Origin of the sequence: Mycolicibacterium helvum (assembly GCF_010731895.1) — a bacterium.
GTDB classification, from domain to species: Bacteria; Actinomycetota; Actinomycetes; order Mycobacteriales; family Mycobacteriaceae; genus Mycobacterium; species Mycobacterium helvum.
Genome location: NZ_AP022596.1, coordinates 1536668 through 1550343 on the forward strand (window position 1 = coordinate 1536668; position 13676 = coordinate 1550343).

Here is a 13676-nt window from a genome sequence, read left to right on the forward strand (position 1 = left end):
TGGTGTCCTTCCGACCCTAGCGCAACGTCAGATCAGCCCACTCCGGCGTAGGAGTGCAGCCCGGTCACGACCAGGTTGATGAAGAACAAGTTGAAAACCATCGCGACGAACCCGACGACGTTGATCCAGGCGGCCTTTTTGTCTCGCCAACCAGCCGTCGAACGGGCATGGAGATACGCGGCGTAGACCACCCACGCGATGAACGCGACGGTCTCCTTGGGGTCCCAGCCCCAGTAGCGGCCCCACGCCTCCTCGGCCCAGATGGCACCGAAGATGACCCCGAAGCCGAAGATCGGGAACGCGAAAATGGTGGTGCGGTAGGCGATCCGGTCGAGGGTTTGGGCATCCGGCAAGCGCTGCACGATGCGCGCGAGCGCGCCGTCACGCCCAGCAGCGGCCAGTGGCGACATCTTCAGCAGGAACAGGATGCTGGCCACGCCCGCCACCAGGAATACACCCGAGCCGAGGCTGACCACCGACACGTGGATCGGCAGCCAGTACGACTGCAACGCAGGCATCACGGGGGCAGCATTGGAGTACAGCCACTTACCAGAAACCGCCAGCAGGATCAGCACCGGCAGCAGCACGAACGCCCACAGCGCGCGGTACTGCGGCTTGCGCAGCACGACCGCAGCCGCAATCAAACCGCAGAAGCTGGTGAGGTTGATGAACTCGTACATGTTGCCCCACGGCACCCGGGAGGTGGCCAGCCCGCGCAACACGATGCAGGCGAACAACGCCGCAATGCCAACGTAGACCAACGACAGGCCGGCCTTGCCGATGCGTTCGTCGGCGGACCGTCGAGGCGTTTCGACGACGACACCGGGGCGGTCACTGTCGGCGGTGACGGCGGCTCCGGCCGATACTAGTTCGCGGGCCTCGACCTTGCGGCCGCGGCTGTAGGCGAGCTCGACGGCCAGCAGCAACAGCGCACCGACGAGAATGACGATCGACGACGTGAAGGCCCAGTCCGAATAGCGGGCCAGACCGATGTCGATGTGCTCGGTATTCATGCGCGATCCGCCTTCTCTTGCGACGGCTCCGGCAGGTCCGCCAACATCCGCTCAGTGAGCTTCTCGAACTCGCTGCCCCACCCGGAGTTGTCGGTGCGGGCCAGACCGCCCAGCTCGACGTTTACCGTACCGGCCTGCCCGCCGGTCGGGTAAATCCTGGCCCACACCCGGCGCCGGCGCACGATCAGTGAGACCAACAACCCGCCCATCATCGACATCGCGAACACCAGAACCCACACCTGGCCGGGATCGTGGGAGACCTGCAGGTTGACGAATGGGGTCGCGCCGTCGAACCGCACCACGGTGCCGTCGTCGAGCCGGACCTCCTCGCCCTGGCGCAGATTGGTGCGTTTGACCTTGGTGAGCCGCTTCTGCTCGATGAGCCGCGGGTCCAGGGTGAACAGCGACTGGGGACGGCCGGTATCCAGCCCGGTGTCACCGCGATAGATGTCGATGGCCACCGCGGGATCATTGGCCGCCGGAAAGCTCGACGACAGCAGGGTGCCGTCAAGCTCGGCAGTGGGTGCGAACAAGCCCATGATCGCCAGCTGATGCTTGCGCCGCTCGGAGGGATCGGGATACATGCCGCCCGGCGGGTCAACCCGGATCACGCCCGAGGACAGCAACGTGATCGGGTCGTCGGGCCGCCACTGCAGGGTCTGCGTGCGCCGCTGTCCGTTCGGGAAGGTGACGGTGAACGTCGGGGCGTAGCCGTGGCCCTGCATGTACACCCGGTCGCCGCCGATGCGCAGCGGATGGTTGACCTCGAGGCGGTACGGCCGCCAGGTGCCGTCGGCCAGGTCGGACCCGGCCTGATACTCGATGTTCGATGCGAACGACAGCGCCTGCCCGCTGGGCAAATAGTGGGCCTGGAAGTCGTTGACCCGCAGGCACATCGGATACAGCGACGTGCCGTCGACACTGTTTCCGGCGCGGAACGAGTCAAACGCGGCCGGTGAAGCCGAACAGAAGCCGGGGCCGCCATTGGCGACGACGATGACATTGCCTTCGTATCCGAACAGCTTGCCGACCGCGATCGCCACCAACAGGCCCAGCAAGGAGAAGTGGAAGACGATGTTGCCGAACTCCCGCAGGTAGCCCTTCTCGGCCGAGATCTCGATGCCGTCGTCGGTCTGGCGGGTGACGCGTCGCCAGCCCTTGAGGCGCTCGGAGATTGCGGCCGCCGCTTGTTCGGCTGTCCCCGAGACTTCGGCGGTGGCGTACTTGGGCAGTCGGGACAGGTTACGTGGGGCCGGCACCGGCACCGCGCGCAGACCTTTGGCGTGCTCGATCATCCGCGGGGTCAGACACCCCACCAACGAGATGAACAGCAGCGCATAGATGGCGGTGAACCAGAAGCTGGAGAACACGTCGAACAGCTGCAGCCGGTCCAGCCAGGGCCCGATGATGGTGTGTTCGGCGAGGTACTGCGTCACCTTGGACTCATTGAGGCTGCGCTGCGGCAGCAGCGCACCCGGCACCGCCCCCAGCGCCAACAGGAACAACAGCACCAGCGCGGTGCCCATCGAGGTCAGCGCGCGCCACAGGGTGCGGATCAATGCGACGACGGATTTCAAATCGGCAGCCTCACGTCGGAGACGAACGCGTCGCGCACCCAGGAGATGAAGTCGTTCCAGGCCCCGGTGACCAGCGCCAACCCGACGGCGATCAGCAGCACACCGCCGATGATCTGGATGGTCCGGGTGTGCCGGCGCAGCCAGCCAAATCCGTTGACCGCCCAGCCCGATCCGAGTGCCAGCAGCACGAACGGAATGCCAAGGCCCAGGCAGTAGGCGATCACCAGTGCGACACCACGGGCGACGCTGGCGCCGTCGGTGGCCGAGGCGACGGTGATCACCCCGGTCAGTGTCGGGCCCAGACAGGGCGTCCAGCCCAACCCGAAGACCGCGCCGAGCAGCGGGGCACCCGCCACCCCGGCGAGGCGGGTCGGCGTGAACCGGGCCTGACGCTGCAGCGCCGGGATGAAGCCGATGAACACCAGGCCCATGACGATGGTCAACACGCCACCAACCCGTTGCAACACCAGCTGATTGGTGATCAAGGAGGTGGTCATGCCAAGGACGGCCACTGTGCCGAGCACGAACACCACGGTGAATCCCGCGACGAACAGCAGCGCCGACCCGGCCACCCGCCAGCGTTGCGCCTTGATCGCGACCCGGCCGGTACGCGCGTCGAGGTCGTCCACCCCTACGACCGCCGCGAGATAGGACAGGTACCCGGGCACCAGCGGCACCACGCATGGCGACGCGAACGACACCAACCCGGCCAGCACGCAGATCCCCAGGGCGAGCAGCAGCGGGCCCGCGGCGGCGGTCTGCGCGAAACCCGTCACGGTGCCGCCGGTTTCGGCTCGGCGGCCAGCCGCTGCACCACGGGCAGCAGGTCCTCGGCCAGCAGCTCACGCAGGAACACCGCGGCCACCCGGTGCTCCCGGTCCAGCACGACGGTCGACGGGATCACCGTCGCGGGGTACTTGCCGCCGAAGGCGATCATGGTGCGCATCGCCGGGTCGTAGATCGATGGGAAGGTGACTTTGCGGTCGGTGACGAAATCCTGGGGTGCGGTGATGTCGTTGTCCCGCACGTCGATTCCGAGAAAGGCCACACCCAGATCGCGGGTCTGGACGTAGACCTTCTCCAGCTGGGTGATCTCGGAGCGGCAGGGCCCGCACCACTGGCCCCACACGTTGATCACAACAACCTTGCCCTCGAAGTCCTTCAGCGACAACGTCTTCGACGGGTCCATCAGTTCGGGACCGGAGATTGCGCCGGGTCTGCCACGGCTGGCCGGCGGATCGTAGAAGATGTCGGTCTTGCCACCGGGGGCGACGAACTCGAAGGTGCCACCTTGGGCGACCGCGTCGTCACCGGTGGAGCAGCCGGCCAACACCGTCGCCGCCACCAGGAGGACCAACAGCCGCTTCACCGCCCGGCTAGCTCCGTGTATCCCCAGCCGATGTAGTCATCCCCGTCGTAGTAGAACGAGGTCAGCGATGCCAGGTTGCACAGCCGCCGGGTCGGGAAATGGTGCAGCTGTGCGCCGGTCATCGCCCTGCGCAGGGTCTCAACGGGCAACTGATGGCTGACGCAGACCGCCTCATGGCCCACCCCTTTGACCCGCGCGCGGTCCAGCCCCCGCTTCATCCGCGCGGCGATCTCCCGGTACGGCTCGCCCCACGACGGCGTGCGCGGGTTGCGCAGGTGCCACCAGTTACGCGGGTCACGCAGGGCGCCGTCGCCGGGGGAAACCCGTTCGCCCTGAAAGACGTTGTGCGACTCGATGAGTTCGTCGTCGGTGTCGACGGCCAGGCCATGGTGAGCGGCAATCGGCGCGGCCGTCTCCTGGGCCCGCTCCAGCGGTGAGGCCACCACGTAGACGATGTCGCGCGCGGCCAGCCAGCCGGCCACCGCGTCGGCCTGGGCTCGGCCGCGCTCGGAGAGGTGGAAGTCGGGCAGGCGGCCATAGAGGATGCCGTCCGGGTTGTGCACCTCGCCGTGGCGCATGACGTGGACGATTGTGCGGTCTGTCATGGCTTCGCTTCCGCTGCAGCGCGTGCCGCACCCGGCAGGGCGTCGGCGATCCGCTCGAACGCGGCGTCGTCGAGCGCAGCCGAGACGAACCAGGTTTCGAAGGCACTCGGCGGCGCGTACACACCGGCGTCGAGCAGGGCGTGGAAGAACGCCGGGAACCGCCACGTCTCACTGGCCTTCGCTTCGGCAAAGTTGGTGACCGGCGAATCCGTGAAGAACACCGACAGGAAGTTGCCGGCCCGCGGAACCTGATGGACCACACCGGCTTGCGTCAGCGCATCGCCCAGCAGGCCGGCCAGCCGATCGGCGTTGGCGTCCAGTGCGGCGTACACCGCGTCGTCGGCGTTGCGCAGCGTGGCCAGCCCGGCGGCCACCGCCACCGGGTTACCCGACAGGGTGCCTGCCTGGTACACCGGACCCAGCGGAGCCAGGCGTTCCATCACGTCTCTGCGGCCGCCGAACGCCGCGGCGGGCAGCCCACCGCTCATCACCTTGCCGAAGGTGAACAGATCAGCGTCGACGGGATCGATTCCGTACCAACCACTTCGGCTCATCCGGAAGCCGGTCATCACCTCGTCGACGATCAGCAGCGCGCCGTGTTCGGCGGTGATGCGCCGCAGTGCGGCGTTGTAGCCGGGCAGCGGCGGGACCGCACCCATATTGCCCGGGCACGCCTCGGTGATCACCGCGGCGATAGTGTCACCGAACTTTGCGAAGGAGTCTTCTACGGCGGCGATATCGTTGTAGGGCAACACAATCGTGTCGGCAGCGGTGGCGCCGGTGACACCCGGTGAGGACGGCAGACCCAGGGTGGCGACCCCGGAGCCGGCGTCGGCCAGCAGCGCGTCGACATGGCCGTGGTAGCAGCCGGAGAACTTGATGACCTTCGATCGGCCGGTGAAACCGCGGGCCAGGCGCACCGCGCTCATGGTTGCCTCGGTGCCGGAGTTCACCAGCCGCACCCGCTGCACCGGCTTCGCCCGGGCGATGATCTCGGCGGCGAGCTCGGTCTCCCCTGGCGTGGGTGCGCCGAACGACAGGCCATCGGCAGCGGCGCGCTGCACCGCCTCGACGACGGCCGGATGGGCATGACCCAGGATCATCGGGCCCCACGAGCACACCAGGTCGATGAAGCGGTTGCCGTCGGCGTCGGTGAGCCAGTAGCCCTTGGCCGAGGTGATGTAGCGGGGCGTGCCGCCGACGGAGTTGAAGGCCCGGACCGGGGAGTTCACTCCGCCGGGGATGACTGCACAGGCGTCGGCGAACAGCCTGGCCGATGCCGCGGTCGAGGCGGCCTGATCCGTGCTGCTCATGGCCACCAGTGTCCCAGGCATGCGGGGATGCTCAACTACAGGGTGTAGCAGTTGGGCTTCCCCCCGGCGCGGCGACCCCCGAATCCCCGAGATTGCACCCACGCAGGGAGAGTTCGAGTACGCCTCTGCGCGGTGTCAATCTCGCGGGAAGAGCACCCTGGCCGGGGGAAACCGGGAGGTCAGAGGGGTCGGGCAGCTTGCCGATATGGCCATGGACGGTCTTGCCCGCTATCCACTGCCTAACTGACGTCGTCCACGTCGACGGTGATCACCGGGATCTTCTGGTCTTGCCCACTCGCGCGGGCCGTCACCGTGAGCGTCTCGCAACCCGAGACGGCGGTGGCCATCGCGACCTTGTTGAACACCGAGGCGGTGAACCACGGGGGCTTGAGGTCGGCCATGTCTTCAGAGTTTGATGGTCTGATGCAGCTGCCGCAATGGTTGGCCAGGTTCAACCGGTACGTCACCAACCCGGTGCAGCGGCTGTGGGCGGGCTTCATACCGACCATGGGCATCCTCGAACACGTCGGCCGGCGCTCGGGCGCGCATTACCGCACCCCCCTGACGGTGTTCACCACCGACGAGGGCGTCGCGATCCTGCTGACCTACGGGCCGAACCGGGACTGGCTGAAGAACATCACCGCCGCCGGCGGCGGACGGCTCAAACGTTACGGCCGGACGTTCACCGTCAGCAATCCCCGGATGGTGACGAAAGCCGCAGCCGCCCCGCATGTTTCGGGCCTCTGGCGGCCGATCTTCACGACGCTGCCGTTCGATAACGCGGTGCTACTGACCCGCGTTTGATCAGCGACCAGCCGCATAACACCACCGTGATCGCCTCGGCGAGCACGCTGATCGGCCCATGCGGCGCCTCCCAGCCTCGTTCGATGAATCCCATCACCCCGACGGTGCGCGACATGGCGAAGGCGCCGAGCGCGCCGAGGGAGACCAGCAACGCGGCCGCACGCAACCAGCCAGGCCCGCCGAGCGCGATCAGGATCGCCAACGACACGGAAACGCTTGTCAGGACGAGAAAGCCGGGGCCGATCGCAGGGACGTACCGATATCCGTGCAGATACAGGTAGCCATGGCTGGCGGCGCTGACCAGCAGGGCGGGCGCGATACCGACGTTGACGAACCGGGTCATTGCACCGTCTCCTCTTTCAGCGCCAGCATGGACTGGCCGCGGTTGTAGCTGACCTCGCGAATGCCGAGCGCATCATGCAGCTTGCCGGCAGGCACGGTGAGCGGCTTGGGCGCCGGCCCGTCGCCGGGATGCGGCAGCGGGTATGCCGTGGTGGTGCCGCTGTAGAACGTCACGTTGTCTTCCGTTTTCGAGAACAGCTGGTGGACATGACCGTTCAGGCAGGTGACCGAGGAGAACCGGCGCAGATAGCTCAGCGCCTGAGTGGCATCGTCGGTGCCCCAACCCCACGCCGGGTACATCGCGAACAACGGGATGTGGCTGAAGACGATGATCGGGGTATCCGACGGCAGTGGCGCGACGTCCTTCTCGATGAACTCCAGCTGATCGGTGCCGAGGTGGCCCAGATTCTTGAGGTTCAGCGTGTTGACCAGCCCGATGACGTGGACACCAGCGATGTCGAAGCTGTACCAGCCGTCGCCGCGGGTGCCCGCGCCGAACACGGCGCGGTATTTCTGCCCGGCATCATCGACCGAATCGTGCTCGCCGGGCACGGTGAAGACGTGGGGGGTAATGAGGCCGCCCATCATCTGGTTGACCTGATCGAACTGTGCCGGTGTGGCCAGATGGGTGAGATCGCCGGTGTGGATCACGAAATCGGGTGTGTAGCCCAGGTTGTTGATCTGGTGGATGGCCCGCTCGAAGGAGCCCACCACGTCGGGATTAGCAGTGCCGTTGAATCCGATGTGGCTGTCGCTGACTTGTGCGAAGCGCAAGGTGGGCCGCGTGTGGGTGGCCGCAGGGGCGTCGGCGACGTGGGAGAGCACCTCGCCGCCGACGACCGCTAGGCCGACCGCGGCACCGAACCAGGCACCGTGCCGCATGAGCTGACGCCGGCTCATCTGTTGCGGATCGCCGTTCACCGGGTCACCACCACGGTGCCGCGCATGAACGGGTGGATGCTGCAGATGTAGTCAAAGCTGCCCGGGGTGGTGAAGGTGAAGCTGTACGTGCCGTTGGCGTCCAGCCCCGGCGAATGGAACGAGCCGTCGTTGGCGACGACGGTGTGGGGCTCCTCGTCCTTATTGGTCCACGTCACGGTGTCGCCGACCTTCACAGTGAGGTTGGCCGGGGCAAACGCGAAGTTGGTGATGTCCACGGCCGTGCCGGCCACCGGCGGGGTCGGGGCGCTCGACGTGGTGGCCGACGGCATCGGCCCCATGCCGGGCATGGCCGACGACATTCCCGGCATTCCGACTGACGTGCCGCCGTTCGGACCGAAGTCGACCGTCGGTGCGGGCGTCTTCGCCGGCGCGGAGCACGCGGCGACGCCAACGGCGACCGCGGCGCACGCGAGCGCAGTGCGGGTGTGCTGCATGAAATCTGCCTCCTCGGCTGAACCAAGTCCGCAGCGCGGACCGTCTCATCAAGAGGTAGGGCGACGGTTACACCGACGGCCGTGTAACCCCGCCACCTATCTCTGGATGATGAGCGGAAGGCACACGACGATGGCGGCGGAGGACGATCGGCGCCCGAGACCAGACCTGCGTCTGGTCGCCGAAGCGCGCTATCCGGATTGGCAAGCCGTCTACGACGACAACGTGACGTGGGTGTACCGGATGATCTTCGGGCGGGTCGGAAATCGGGCCGACGCCGAGGACCTGACCTCGGAGGTCTTTTTGGCCGCGATGCGGCCGCTGCGCCTGACGGCAAGCATCGCCGAGGTGCGCGCCTACCTGCGGGCCACGGCGCGCACCGTACTGGCCGCCCACTGGCGGGCCACCCTGGGCACCGAGATCACCACCATCGAGGACCTGCCCGCCACCGTCTTTGGTCCGGCGGCGCCGAGCACCGCACCGCAACGCGTCGCCGCACTGCTGGACGCACTTCCGGACAACTACCGGCGGGTGCTGGAACTACGCTTCCTGCAAGGCTGTTCGGTGCGGGAAGCGGCCAGTTCGCTCGGCGTCAGCGTCGCGAACGCGAAAGTACTGCAGCACCGGGCACTGCGGCTGGCCGCGCAGATCAGCGAGGGGGCACTGCCATGACCCGCCGGGAACTGCGCCGCTACATCGACGACCTGCTGGCCGGTCGTCAGCCCAAGGGCTTCCACCCGGACGACTTCGAAGCCGCGCAGCTGCGCACCGCCATCGACCTGACCGCCGCCCGCCACGATGCGGCAGAGCCTCGGCCGGAGTTCGTATCCGGGCTCAAGGCGCGGCTGGCCGCCGAAATGTCTTCAGCGCCTGGGCCGGTCGACGATGTTGCACCGCCGGCCAAGACTGGACCGTCGGCCACCCGCCGGCAGGTGATCGTCGGCACCACGGCGGCCGCGACGGCAGCGGTGGCAGCGGTATCCGTCGACCGACTGGTGCTCCGTCCGACCGGCGACGAACCGCAGGTCGCCGATGCCGACATGGTGCCGGTCGACGGGTCATGGCAGACCGTGGCGGCGAGCTCAGAAGTGTCCGAGGGCACCATGCACGCGTTCAATCTGGGCTCGGTCAATGGGTTCGTCCGCCGGGTCAACGGCCGGGTGGAAGCGGTGTCGGGCGTGTGCACCCATCAGGGCTGCAAGTTGTGGTTCGACCAGAGCGTCGACCGGCTACGCTGCCCGTGCCACTCGACGTCGTTCTCGCCGGCCGGAATGGTCGTCACGCACGCTCTGCCCATCGCACCGAAGCCACTGCCGCACTTCGAGGTTCGCGAGCAGAACGGCGTGGTGGAAGTGCTGGCTCCACCCACTCAGTCGACCTGAGCTGTAACCTGCGCGCATATCTAAAGGTATGTACAGCAACATAATTGGAGCAGCACTTATCAGTATCGCCCACGTCGTGTCCGCTTCGGGAACCGGATCAGCCCCCGACATCATCAGCCAATTGCAGAGCCAGGGCTACGAGGTGCAGCTCAACGGCCAACCCAGCGGCGGGTTATCGCAATGCACTGTCACCGGTGTGCACCAGTCGATGCCCACCGCCTATGTGGATCTGGATTGCACCAGCAATGACTAGACCGGCACCGCTCGCAATGCTTCGGGCAAGCTCGGCAGGAAGTGCTTGGTGGCGAAAGCCCTTATTTCATCGGCAGTTTCGATCGGATCCGGGCCAGGAAGTAGGGCTGCCATGATCGTATACCGCCAGATATTGTCGGCCAGCTCATGCACGGCCCCCGGCCCGATCCGCTCGGCGAAGCCGGGCGGGAAGATCACCTGCAAGGCCGCCTCGATACGGTGCACCGCGGCCGCGTAATGCTGGCGCGCCAATTCCAGCGTCAGTGCCGGCTCGTCGTGCACCATCCTGTTGAGCACCCGGTGCTTGCGGCCGCGCAGGATTGCCTGGGTGAATGCCTCGACGTAGTAATTCGACTGCGGTCGTTTGGATTTGAGCTCTTCGGCGATATCGGAGAAGAGCTGGGCGTTCTCCCGGTCCACCACGGCGGACACCAGGTCGTCCTTGTTGGCGAAGCGCCGATAGATCGTCGTCCGGCTCACCCCGGCCCGACGGGCCACGTCGTCGAGGGCGACCCGGCGGATCCCATGCTGATCGAACTCGACGAGTGCGGCGTCGAGGATCGCTTCGGTCGACGGATCAGACATGCCCCGCCTGCGCGAAACCCGCTGCGGCATAGCGGTTGTAGCGGACGTTCATCGGAAGATGATCCCACGCCCAGTTGACCGGGCGCGAGCGCCAGAACGCTGCGAAGCGCTGATAGTTGCGCTCCTTGCGCTCGCTCCAGGGCAGGCCGAGAATCTCACGGGTGCGCGGCGGCATGCCACCGGTGGTCAGGAAGGCTGCAACGGGGTTGAAGATTGGTGCCACCAGCCGCCAGACAATCGGGTTGACGCCTTTGGGCCGCGGGAATCCCTTGGTGACGTAACCAACTCCGTAGGCGGCGGTCCGGTGTGCGACCAACACCTCGTCGATCATGCGATCCCAGTAGCGCTCGAACTCGGCGTAGTCGGCGGGCATCGGGCGATCGCTGACGCCGTAGCGGCGATACCACGTCTTGGATTCCAGGTACATCTGTTCCTTCTCGGCGCGCGTGAGCCGCTTGACGAAGGTGTCGGCGAAGTACAGGGCCTGGTCGAAGAAGGTGGCGTGCGCCCAGAAGTACGTGTCGGGATCCAGCGCGTGATACCGGCTACCGTCGGGCATATCGCCCTTGATGTTGTGATGGAAGTCGCGCACCCGGGCACCGGCGTTGTCGTCGTCGCTGCCGTAGACGGTCATGAAGATCGGCGGGAGTGAGCGTTTGATCCGCGCCGCGGTGTCGGCGAACCACACCGAATGGTCAAGCACGCCCTGACCGAGCTCGGCGAGCATGTTCTGCAGCACGGCCGGCCGAGGCCCGATGAGGAACATCCGGTTGTCCCCGAAGTAGCGCCAAACCAGCGACTGCGGGCCTAGTGGCAGGGCGTCGGTGGCGGAATGGGATTCGGCAAGATCCGTCATGTGCAACAGTGTTACAGATTTCGCACTTTGTACCAACCGCTTCGTGACGAGCGTCACGCGCCGTTAGGAAAAGCGCTTGAGGCGCAGGCTGTTGGTGACCACCAACACCGAGGAGAACGCCATCGCAGCGCCGGCGATCATCGGGTTCAGCAGGCCCAGTGCGGCCAGCGGGATCGCCGCCACGTTGTAGCCGAACGCCCAGAACAGGTTCTGCTTGATGATCCGCAGCGTGCGCGACGACAATCGCAGCGCGGTCGGGACCGTCCGCAGATCGCCGCGAACCAACGTGATATCGCCCGCCTCGATCGCGGCGTCGGTGCCGGTGCCCATCGCCATGCCGACGTCAGCGGTGGCCAGCGCCACCGAATCGTTGACCCCGTCACCCACCATGGCGACCCTTCGACCCTGCGCCTGCAGCCTCTTGATCGCGTCGGCCTTCTCCGACGGCAGCACACCCGCGATCACGTTCTCGGCGGCGATACCGACCTCGGCGGCCACCCGCGCGGCGACTGCCGGGTTGTCCCCGGTGAGCAGCATGGGGGTGATGCCCATCCGCTTCAGTTCGGCGATGGCCTCGGCGCTGGTCGGTTTGACCGCGTCGACCAGCCGGATCACCCCGCGCTGGGCGCCGTCGATGATGACGGCCACACTGGTGCGGCCGTCATCGTCCGAGGCGCGGGCCACCCGCACGGTCACCCCATCGACGACGCCACTGACCCCGGTCCCCGGATCGTTGACGAAGTCGGTCACCGCGGGCACCCGCAGACCCCGCTCGCCGGCGGCGGCCACGATCGCGGTGGCCACCGGATGCTCGGAGGCGGACTCGACAGCGGCAGCGGCCGCCAGCACGGTGTCCGCCCCTGCAGGGGACTCAGTCTCGACGGCCGCGACGGCCATCGTGCCGGTGGTGACAGTGCCTGTCTTGTCCAGGACGACCGCATCGATACCGGTGACGGTCTCGAGCACCTGCGGGTCCTTGATCAGCACCCCGAGCTGAGCGCCGCGACCGGTGCCGACGAGGATCGCGGTCGGCGTTGCCAGGCCCAGCGCACACGGGCAGGCGATGATCAGCACGGCGACCGCGGCGGTAAACGCCGCTGTGACCGGTCCACCGGCCAATAGCCAGGCGACCAGGGTGATCACCGCGATAACCAGCACCACGGGGACGAAGATCCCCGACACCCGATCGGCCAGCCGCTGGATCGAGGCCTTCCCGCCCTGGGCGTCGGCAACCATCCTGGCCATCCGGGATAGCTGAGTGTCGGCACCAACACGGCTGGCGCGCACCAGGATTCGGCCGTAGGTGTTCACCGCACCACCAAGCACCTCGGCGCCGGCTCCGACGTCGACGGGCACCGACTCACCCGTCATCGCCGAGGTGTCCAGCGCCGAGGCACCGTCCACCACGACACCGTCGGTGGCCACCCGCTCACCGGGACGAACCACGATCACGTCGCCAACTCTTAACTCGCCCACCGGGATTCGCACCTTGGTGCCATCGCGCACCACTGTGGCATCCTTGGCGCCAAGGGAGAGCAGCGCGCGCAGCGCGGCCCCCGCCGACCGCTTGGCTTTGGCCTCGGCGTACCGGCCGGCCAGCAGGAACACCGTCACCGCCGCGGCAACCTCGAAGTAGACGTGGCCGTGACCGTGCTCCGCGACACCGGTCACCACCGCGTACAGCGACCACAGGTAGGCGGCCAGCGTGCCGATGGACACCAGGGTGTCCATCGTCGAGGCCCCATGCCGGGCACTGTTGAGCGCGGCCTTGTGGAACGGGAGGCCGCCCCAGAACACGATCGGCGTCGTCAGCACCAACACCAGCCACAGCCAACCGGGGAATTGCCACGGCATCACCATCGACAGGGCCACCACCGGCACCGCCAGCACCGCCGAGCCGATAAGCCGGGGGCGAAGCTGCTCGGTCGGGACGTCGTGGTTCATGTGGTCGTGACCGTGGCCCGAATGGTCGACCACCGAAGCCTGATAGCCGGTGGATTCCACAGCCTGGATCAGATCGCGCTCAGAGACCTGCGGCCCGTGTTCGACGTGCGCGCGCTCGACGGCGAAGTTCACCGTGGCGTGCACACCCTCCAAGTCGTTGAGTCCGCGTTCGATCCGCGCAGCGCAGGACGCGCAGCTCATGCCGCTCAGCTGAAGGTCGGTCGTCGTCATGCCTTGATGATACCCCTAGGGGGTATGTT

The 13676-nt window shown here is 67.0% G+C and carries 17 protein-coding genes; 4 read left to right on the forward strand and 13 right to left on the reverse strand.

The features are described 5' to 3' along the window. Positions 1-32: 32 nt before the first annotated feature. The 7 genes from ccsB to G6N38_RS07120 all read right to left on the reverse strand — a co-directional run bounded on the left by ccsB (position 33) and on the right by G6N38_RS07120 (position 6278). Positions 33-1013, reverse strand: a complete 981-nt coding sequence (ccsB, locus tag G6N38_RS07090; protein WP_163746873.1) for a c-type cytochrome biogenesis protein CcsB — start codon at positions 1011-1013, stop codon at positions 33-35. Beyond that, positions 1010-2539: a cytochrome c biogenesis protein ResB gene (resB, locus tag G6N38_RS07095; protein ID WP_163751855.1), complete on the reverse strand. Its 1530-nt coding sequence runs from the start codon at positions 2537-2539 to the stop codon at positions 1010-1012. Before resB ends, ccsB begins: the two co-directional genes overlap by 4 nt. Before the next feature lie 47 nt (positions 2540-2586). Continuing rightward, positions 2587-3366 (reverse strand): cytochrome c biogenesis CcdA family protein, encoded by a 780-nt coding sequence (locus G6N38_RS07100; RefSeq protein ID WP_163746874.1) that lies wholly within the window; start codon positions 3364-3366, stop codon positions 2587-2589. Then, positions 3363-3959, reverse strand: a complete 597-nt coding sequence (locus tag G6N38_RS07105) for a TlpA disulfide reductase family protein (protein ID WP_163746875.1) — start codon at positions 3957-3959, stop codon at positions 3363-3365. The genes G6N38_RS07100 and G6N38_RS07105 overlap by 4 nt, the downstream gene beginning before the upstream one ends. Then, positions 3956-4564 (reverse strand): histidine phosphatase family protein, encoded by a 609-nt coding sequence (locus G6N38_RS07110; protein WP_163746876.1) that lies wholly within the window; start codon positions 4562-4564, stop codon positions 3956-3958. The genes G6N38_RS07105 and G6N38_RS07110 overlap by 4 nt, the downstream gene beginning before the upstream one ends. Beyond that, the gene (gene hemL / locus G6N38_RS07115) at positions 4561-5877 is read right to left on the reverse strand and encodes a glutamate-1-semialdehyde 2,1-aminomutase (RefSeq protein ID WP_163746877.1); all 1317 of its coding nucleotides are present in this window, start codon (positions 5875-5877) and stop codon (positions 4561-4563) included. Before hemL ends, G6N38_RS07110 begins: the two co-directional genes overlap by 4 nt. Before the next feature lie 239 nt (positions 5878-6116). Continuing rightward, positions 6117-6278: a hypothetical protein gene (locus tag G6N38_RS07120; RefSeq protein ID WP_179968491.1), complete on the reverse strand. Its 162-nt coding sequence runs from the start codon at positions 6276-6278 to the stop codon at positions 6117-6119. Positions 6279-6300: 22 nt separating this feature from the next. Here G6N38_RS07120 and G6N38_RS07125 point away from each other — a divergent pair, with 22 nt between their 5' ends. Further along, the gene (locus tag G6N38_RS07125) at positions 6301-6681 is read left to right on the forward strand and encodes a nitroreductase family deazaflavin-dependent oxidoreductase (RefSeq protein ID WP_163746878.1); all 381 of its coding nucleotides are present in this window, start codon (positions 6301-6303) and stop codon (positions 6679-6681) included. Here G6N38_RS07125 and G6N38_RS07130 read toward each other — a convergent pair. Genes G6N38_RS07130 through G6N38_RS07140 form a run of 3 tightly spaced genes read right to left on the reverse strand, consistent with a single transcriptional unit; the run spans position 6635 to position 8399 of the window. Beyond that, complete coding sequence (locus tag G6N38_RS07130) at positions 6635-7024, reverse strand: hypothetical protein (protein ID WP_163746879.1); 390 nt, start codon at positions 7022-7024, stop codon at positions 6635-6637. The two genes, G6N38_RS07125 and G6N38_RS07130, sit on opposite strands and share 47 nt — an antisense overlap. Continuing rightward, a complete protein-coding gene (locus tag G6N38_RS07135) occupies positions 7021-7923 on the reverse strand; it encodes a metallophosphoesterase family protein (RefSeq protein WP_163751856.1) in 903 nt (300 codons plus the stop codon). Before G6N38_RS07135 ends, G6N38_RS07130 begins: the two co-directional genes overlap by 4 nt. Before the next feature lie 17 nt (positions 7924-7940). Then, positions 7941-8399 (reverse strand): cupredoxin domain-containing protein, encoded by a 459-nt coding sequence (locus tag G6N38_RS07140; protein ID WP_163746880.1) that lies wholly within the window; start codon positions 8397-8399, stop codon positions 7941-7943. Positions 8400-8529: 130 nt separating this feature from the next. Here G6N38_RS07140 and G6N38_RS07145 point away from each other — a divergent pair, with 130 nt between their 5' ends. The 3 genes from G6N38_RS07145 (at position 8530) to G6N38_RS07155 (ending at position 10032) form a co-directional block, all read left to right on the forward strand. Continuing rightward, on the forward strand, positions 8530-9069 hold the full coding sequence (locus G6N38_RS07145) for an RNA polymerase sigma factor (protein WP_163746881.1): 540 nt from the start codon (positions 8530-8532) through the stop codon (positions 9067-9069). Continuing rightward, a complete protein-coding gene (locus G6N38_RS07150) occupies positions 9066-9779 on the forward strand; it encodes a Rieske (2Fe-2S) protein (RefSeq protein WP_163746882.1) in 714 nt (237 codons plus the stop codon). The genes G6N38_RS07145 and G6N38_RS07150 overlap by 4 nt, the downstream gene beginning before the upstream one ends. A gap of 76 nt (positions 9780-9855) precedes the next feature. Next, complete coding sequence (locus tag G6N38_RS07155; RefSeq protein ID WP_163746883.1) at positions 9856-10032, forward strand: hypothetical protein; 177 nt, start codon at positions 9856-9858, stop codon at positions 10030-10032. Here G6N38_RS07155 and G6N38_RS07160 read toward each other — a convergent pair. The 3 genes from G6N38_RS07160 to G6N38_RS07170 all read right to left on the reverse strand — a co-directional run bounded on the left by G6N38_RS07160 (position 10029) and on the right by G6N38_RS07170 (position 13647). Further along, positions 10029-10616, reverse strand: a complete 588-nt coding sequence (locus G6N38_RS07160; protein WP_163746884.1) for a TetR/AcrR family transcriptional regulator — start codon at positions 10614-10616, stop codon at positions 10029-10031. The genes G6N38_RS07155 and G6N38_RS07160 overlap by 4 nt on opposite strands. Then, positions 10609-11472: an oxygenase MpaB family protein gene (locus G6N38_RS07165; RefSeq protein WP_163746885.1), complete on the reverse strand. Its 864-nt coding sequence runs from the start codon at positions 11470-11472 to the stop codon at positions 10609-10611. The genes G6N38_RS07160 and G6N38_RS07165 overlap by 8 nt, the downstream gene beginning before the upstream one ends. A 63-nt stretch (positions 11473-11535) precedes the next feature. Further along, positions 11536-13647, reverse strand: a complete 2112-nt coding sequence (locus tag G6N38_RS07170) for a heavy metal translocating P-type ATPase (RefSeq protein WP_163746886.1) — start codon at positions 13645-13647, stop codon at positions 11536-11538. Positions 13648-13676: the final 29 nt, after the last annotated feature.

What these genes read in the sequence shown, in the direction of transcription:
- ccsB (WP_163746873.1), bottom strand. Translation starts at nt 1,013, where the DNA reads ATGAATACCGAGCACATCGACATCGGTCTGGCCCGCTATTCGGACTGG.
- resB (WP_163751855.1), bottom strand. Translation starts at nt 2,539, where the DNA reads ATGGGCACCGCGCTGGTGCTGTTGTTCCTGTTGGCGCTGGGGGCGGTG.
- G6N38_RS07110 (WP_163746876.1), bottom strand. Translation starts at nt 4,564, where the DNA reads ATGACAGACCGCACAATCGTCCACGTCATGCGCCACGGCGAGGTGCAC.
- hemL (WP_163746877.1), bottom strand. Translation starts at nt 5,877, where the DNA reads ATGAGCAGCACGGATCAGGCCGCCTCGACCGCGGCATCGGCCAGGCTG.
- G6N38_RS07120 (WP_179968491.1), bottom strand. Translation starts at nt 6,278, where the DNA reads ATGGCCGACCTCAAGCCCCCGTGGTTCACCGCCTCGGTGTTCAACAAG.
- G6N38_RS07125 (WP_163746878.1), top strand. Translation starts at nt 6,301, where the DNA reads ATGCAGCTGCCGCAATGGTTGGCCAGGTTCAACCGGTACGTCACCAAC.
- G6N38_RS07130 (WP_163746879.1), bottom strand. Translation starts at nt 7,024, where the DNA reads ATGACCCGGTTCGTCAACGTCGGTATCGCGCCCGCCCTGCTGGTCAGC.
- G6N38_RS07135 (WP_163751856.1), bottom strand. Translation starts at nt 7,923, where the DNA reads ATGAGCCGGCGTCAGCTCATGCGGCACGGTGCCTGGTTCGGTGCCGCG.
- G6N38_RS07140 (WP_163746880.1), bottom strand. Translation starts at nt 8,399, where the DNA reads ATGCAGCACACCCGCACTGCGCTCGCGTGCGCCGCGGTCGCCGTTGGC.
- G6N38_RS07145 (WP_163746881.1), top strand. Translation starts at nt 8,530, where the DNA reads ATGGCGGCGGAGGACGATCGGCGCCCGAGACCAGACCTGCGTCTGGTC.
- G6N38_RS07150 (WP_163746882.1), top strand. Translation starts at nt 9,066, where the DNA reads ATGACCCGCCGGGAACTGCGCCGCTACATCGACGACCTGCTGGCCGGT.
- G6N38_RS07160 (WP_163746884.1), bottom strand. Translation starts at nt 10,616, where the DNA reads ATGTCTGATCCGTCGACCGAAGCGATCCTCGACGCCGCACTCGTCGAG.
- G6N38_RS07165 (WP_163746885.1), bottom strand. Translation starts at nt 11,472, where the DNA reads ATGACGGATCTTGCCGAATCCCATTCCGCCACCGACGCCCTGCCACTA.
- G6N38_RS07170 (WP_163746886.1), bottom strand. Translation starts at nt 13,647, where the DNA reads ATGACGACGACCGACCTTCAGCTGAGCGGCATGAGCTGCGCGTCCTGC.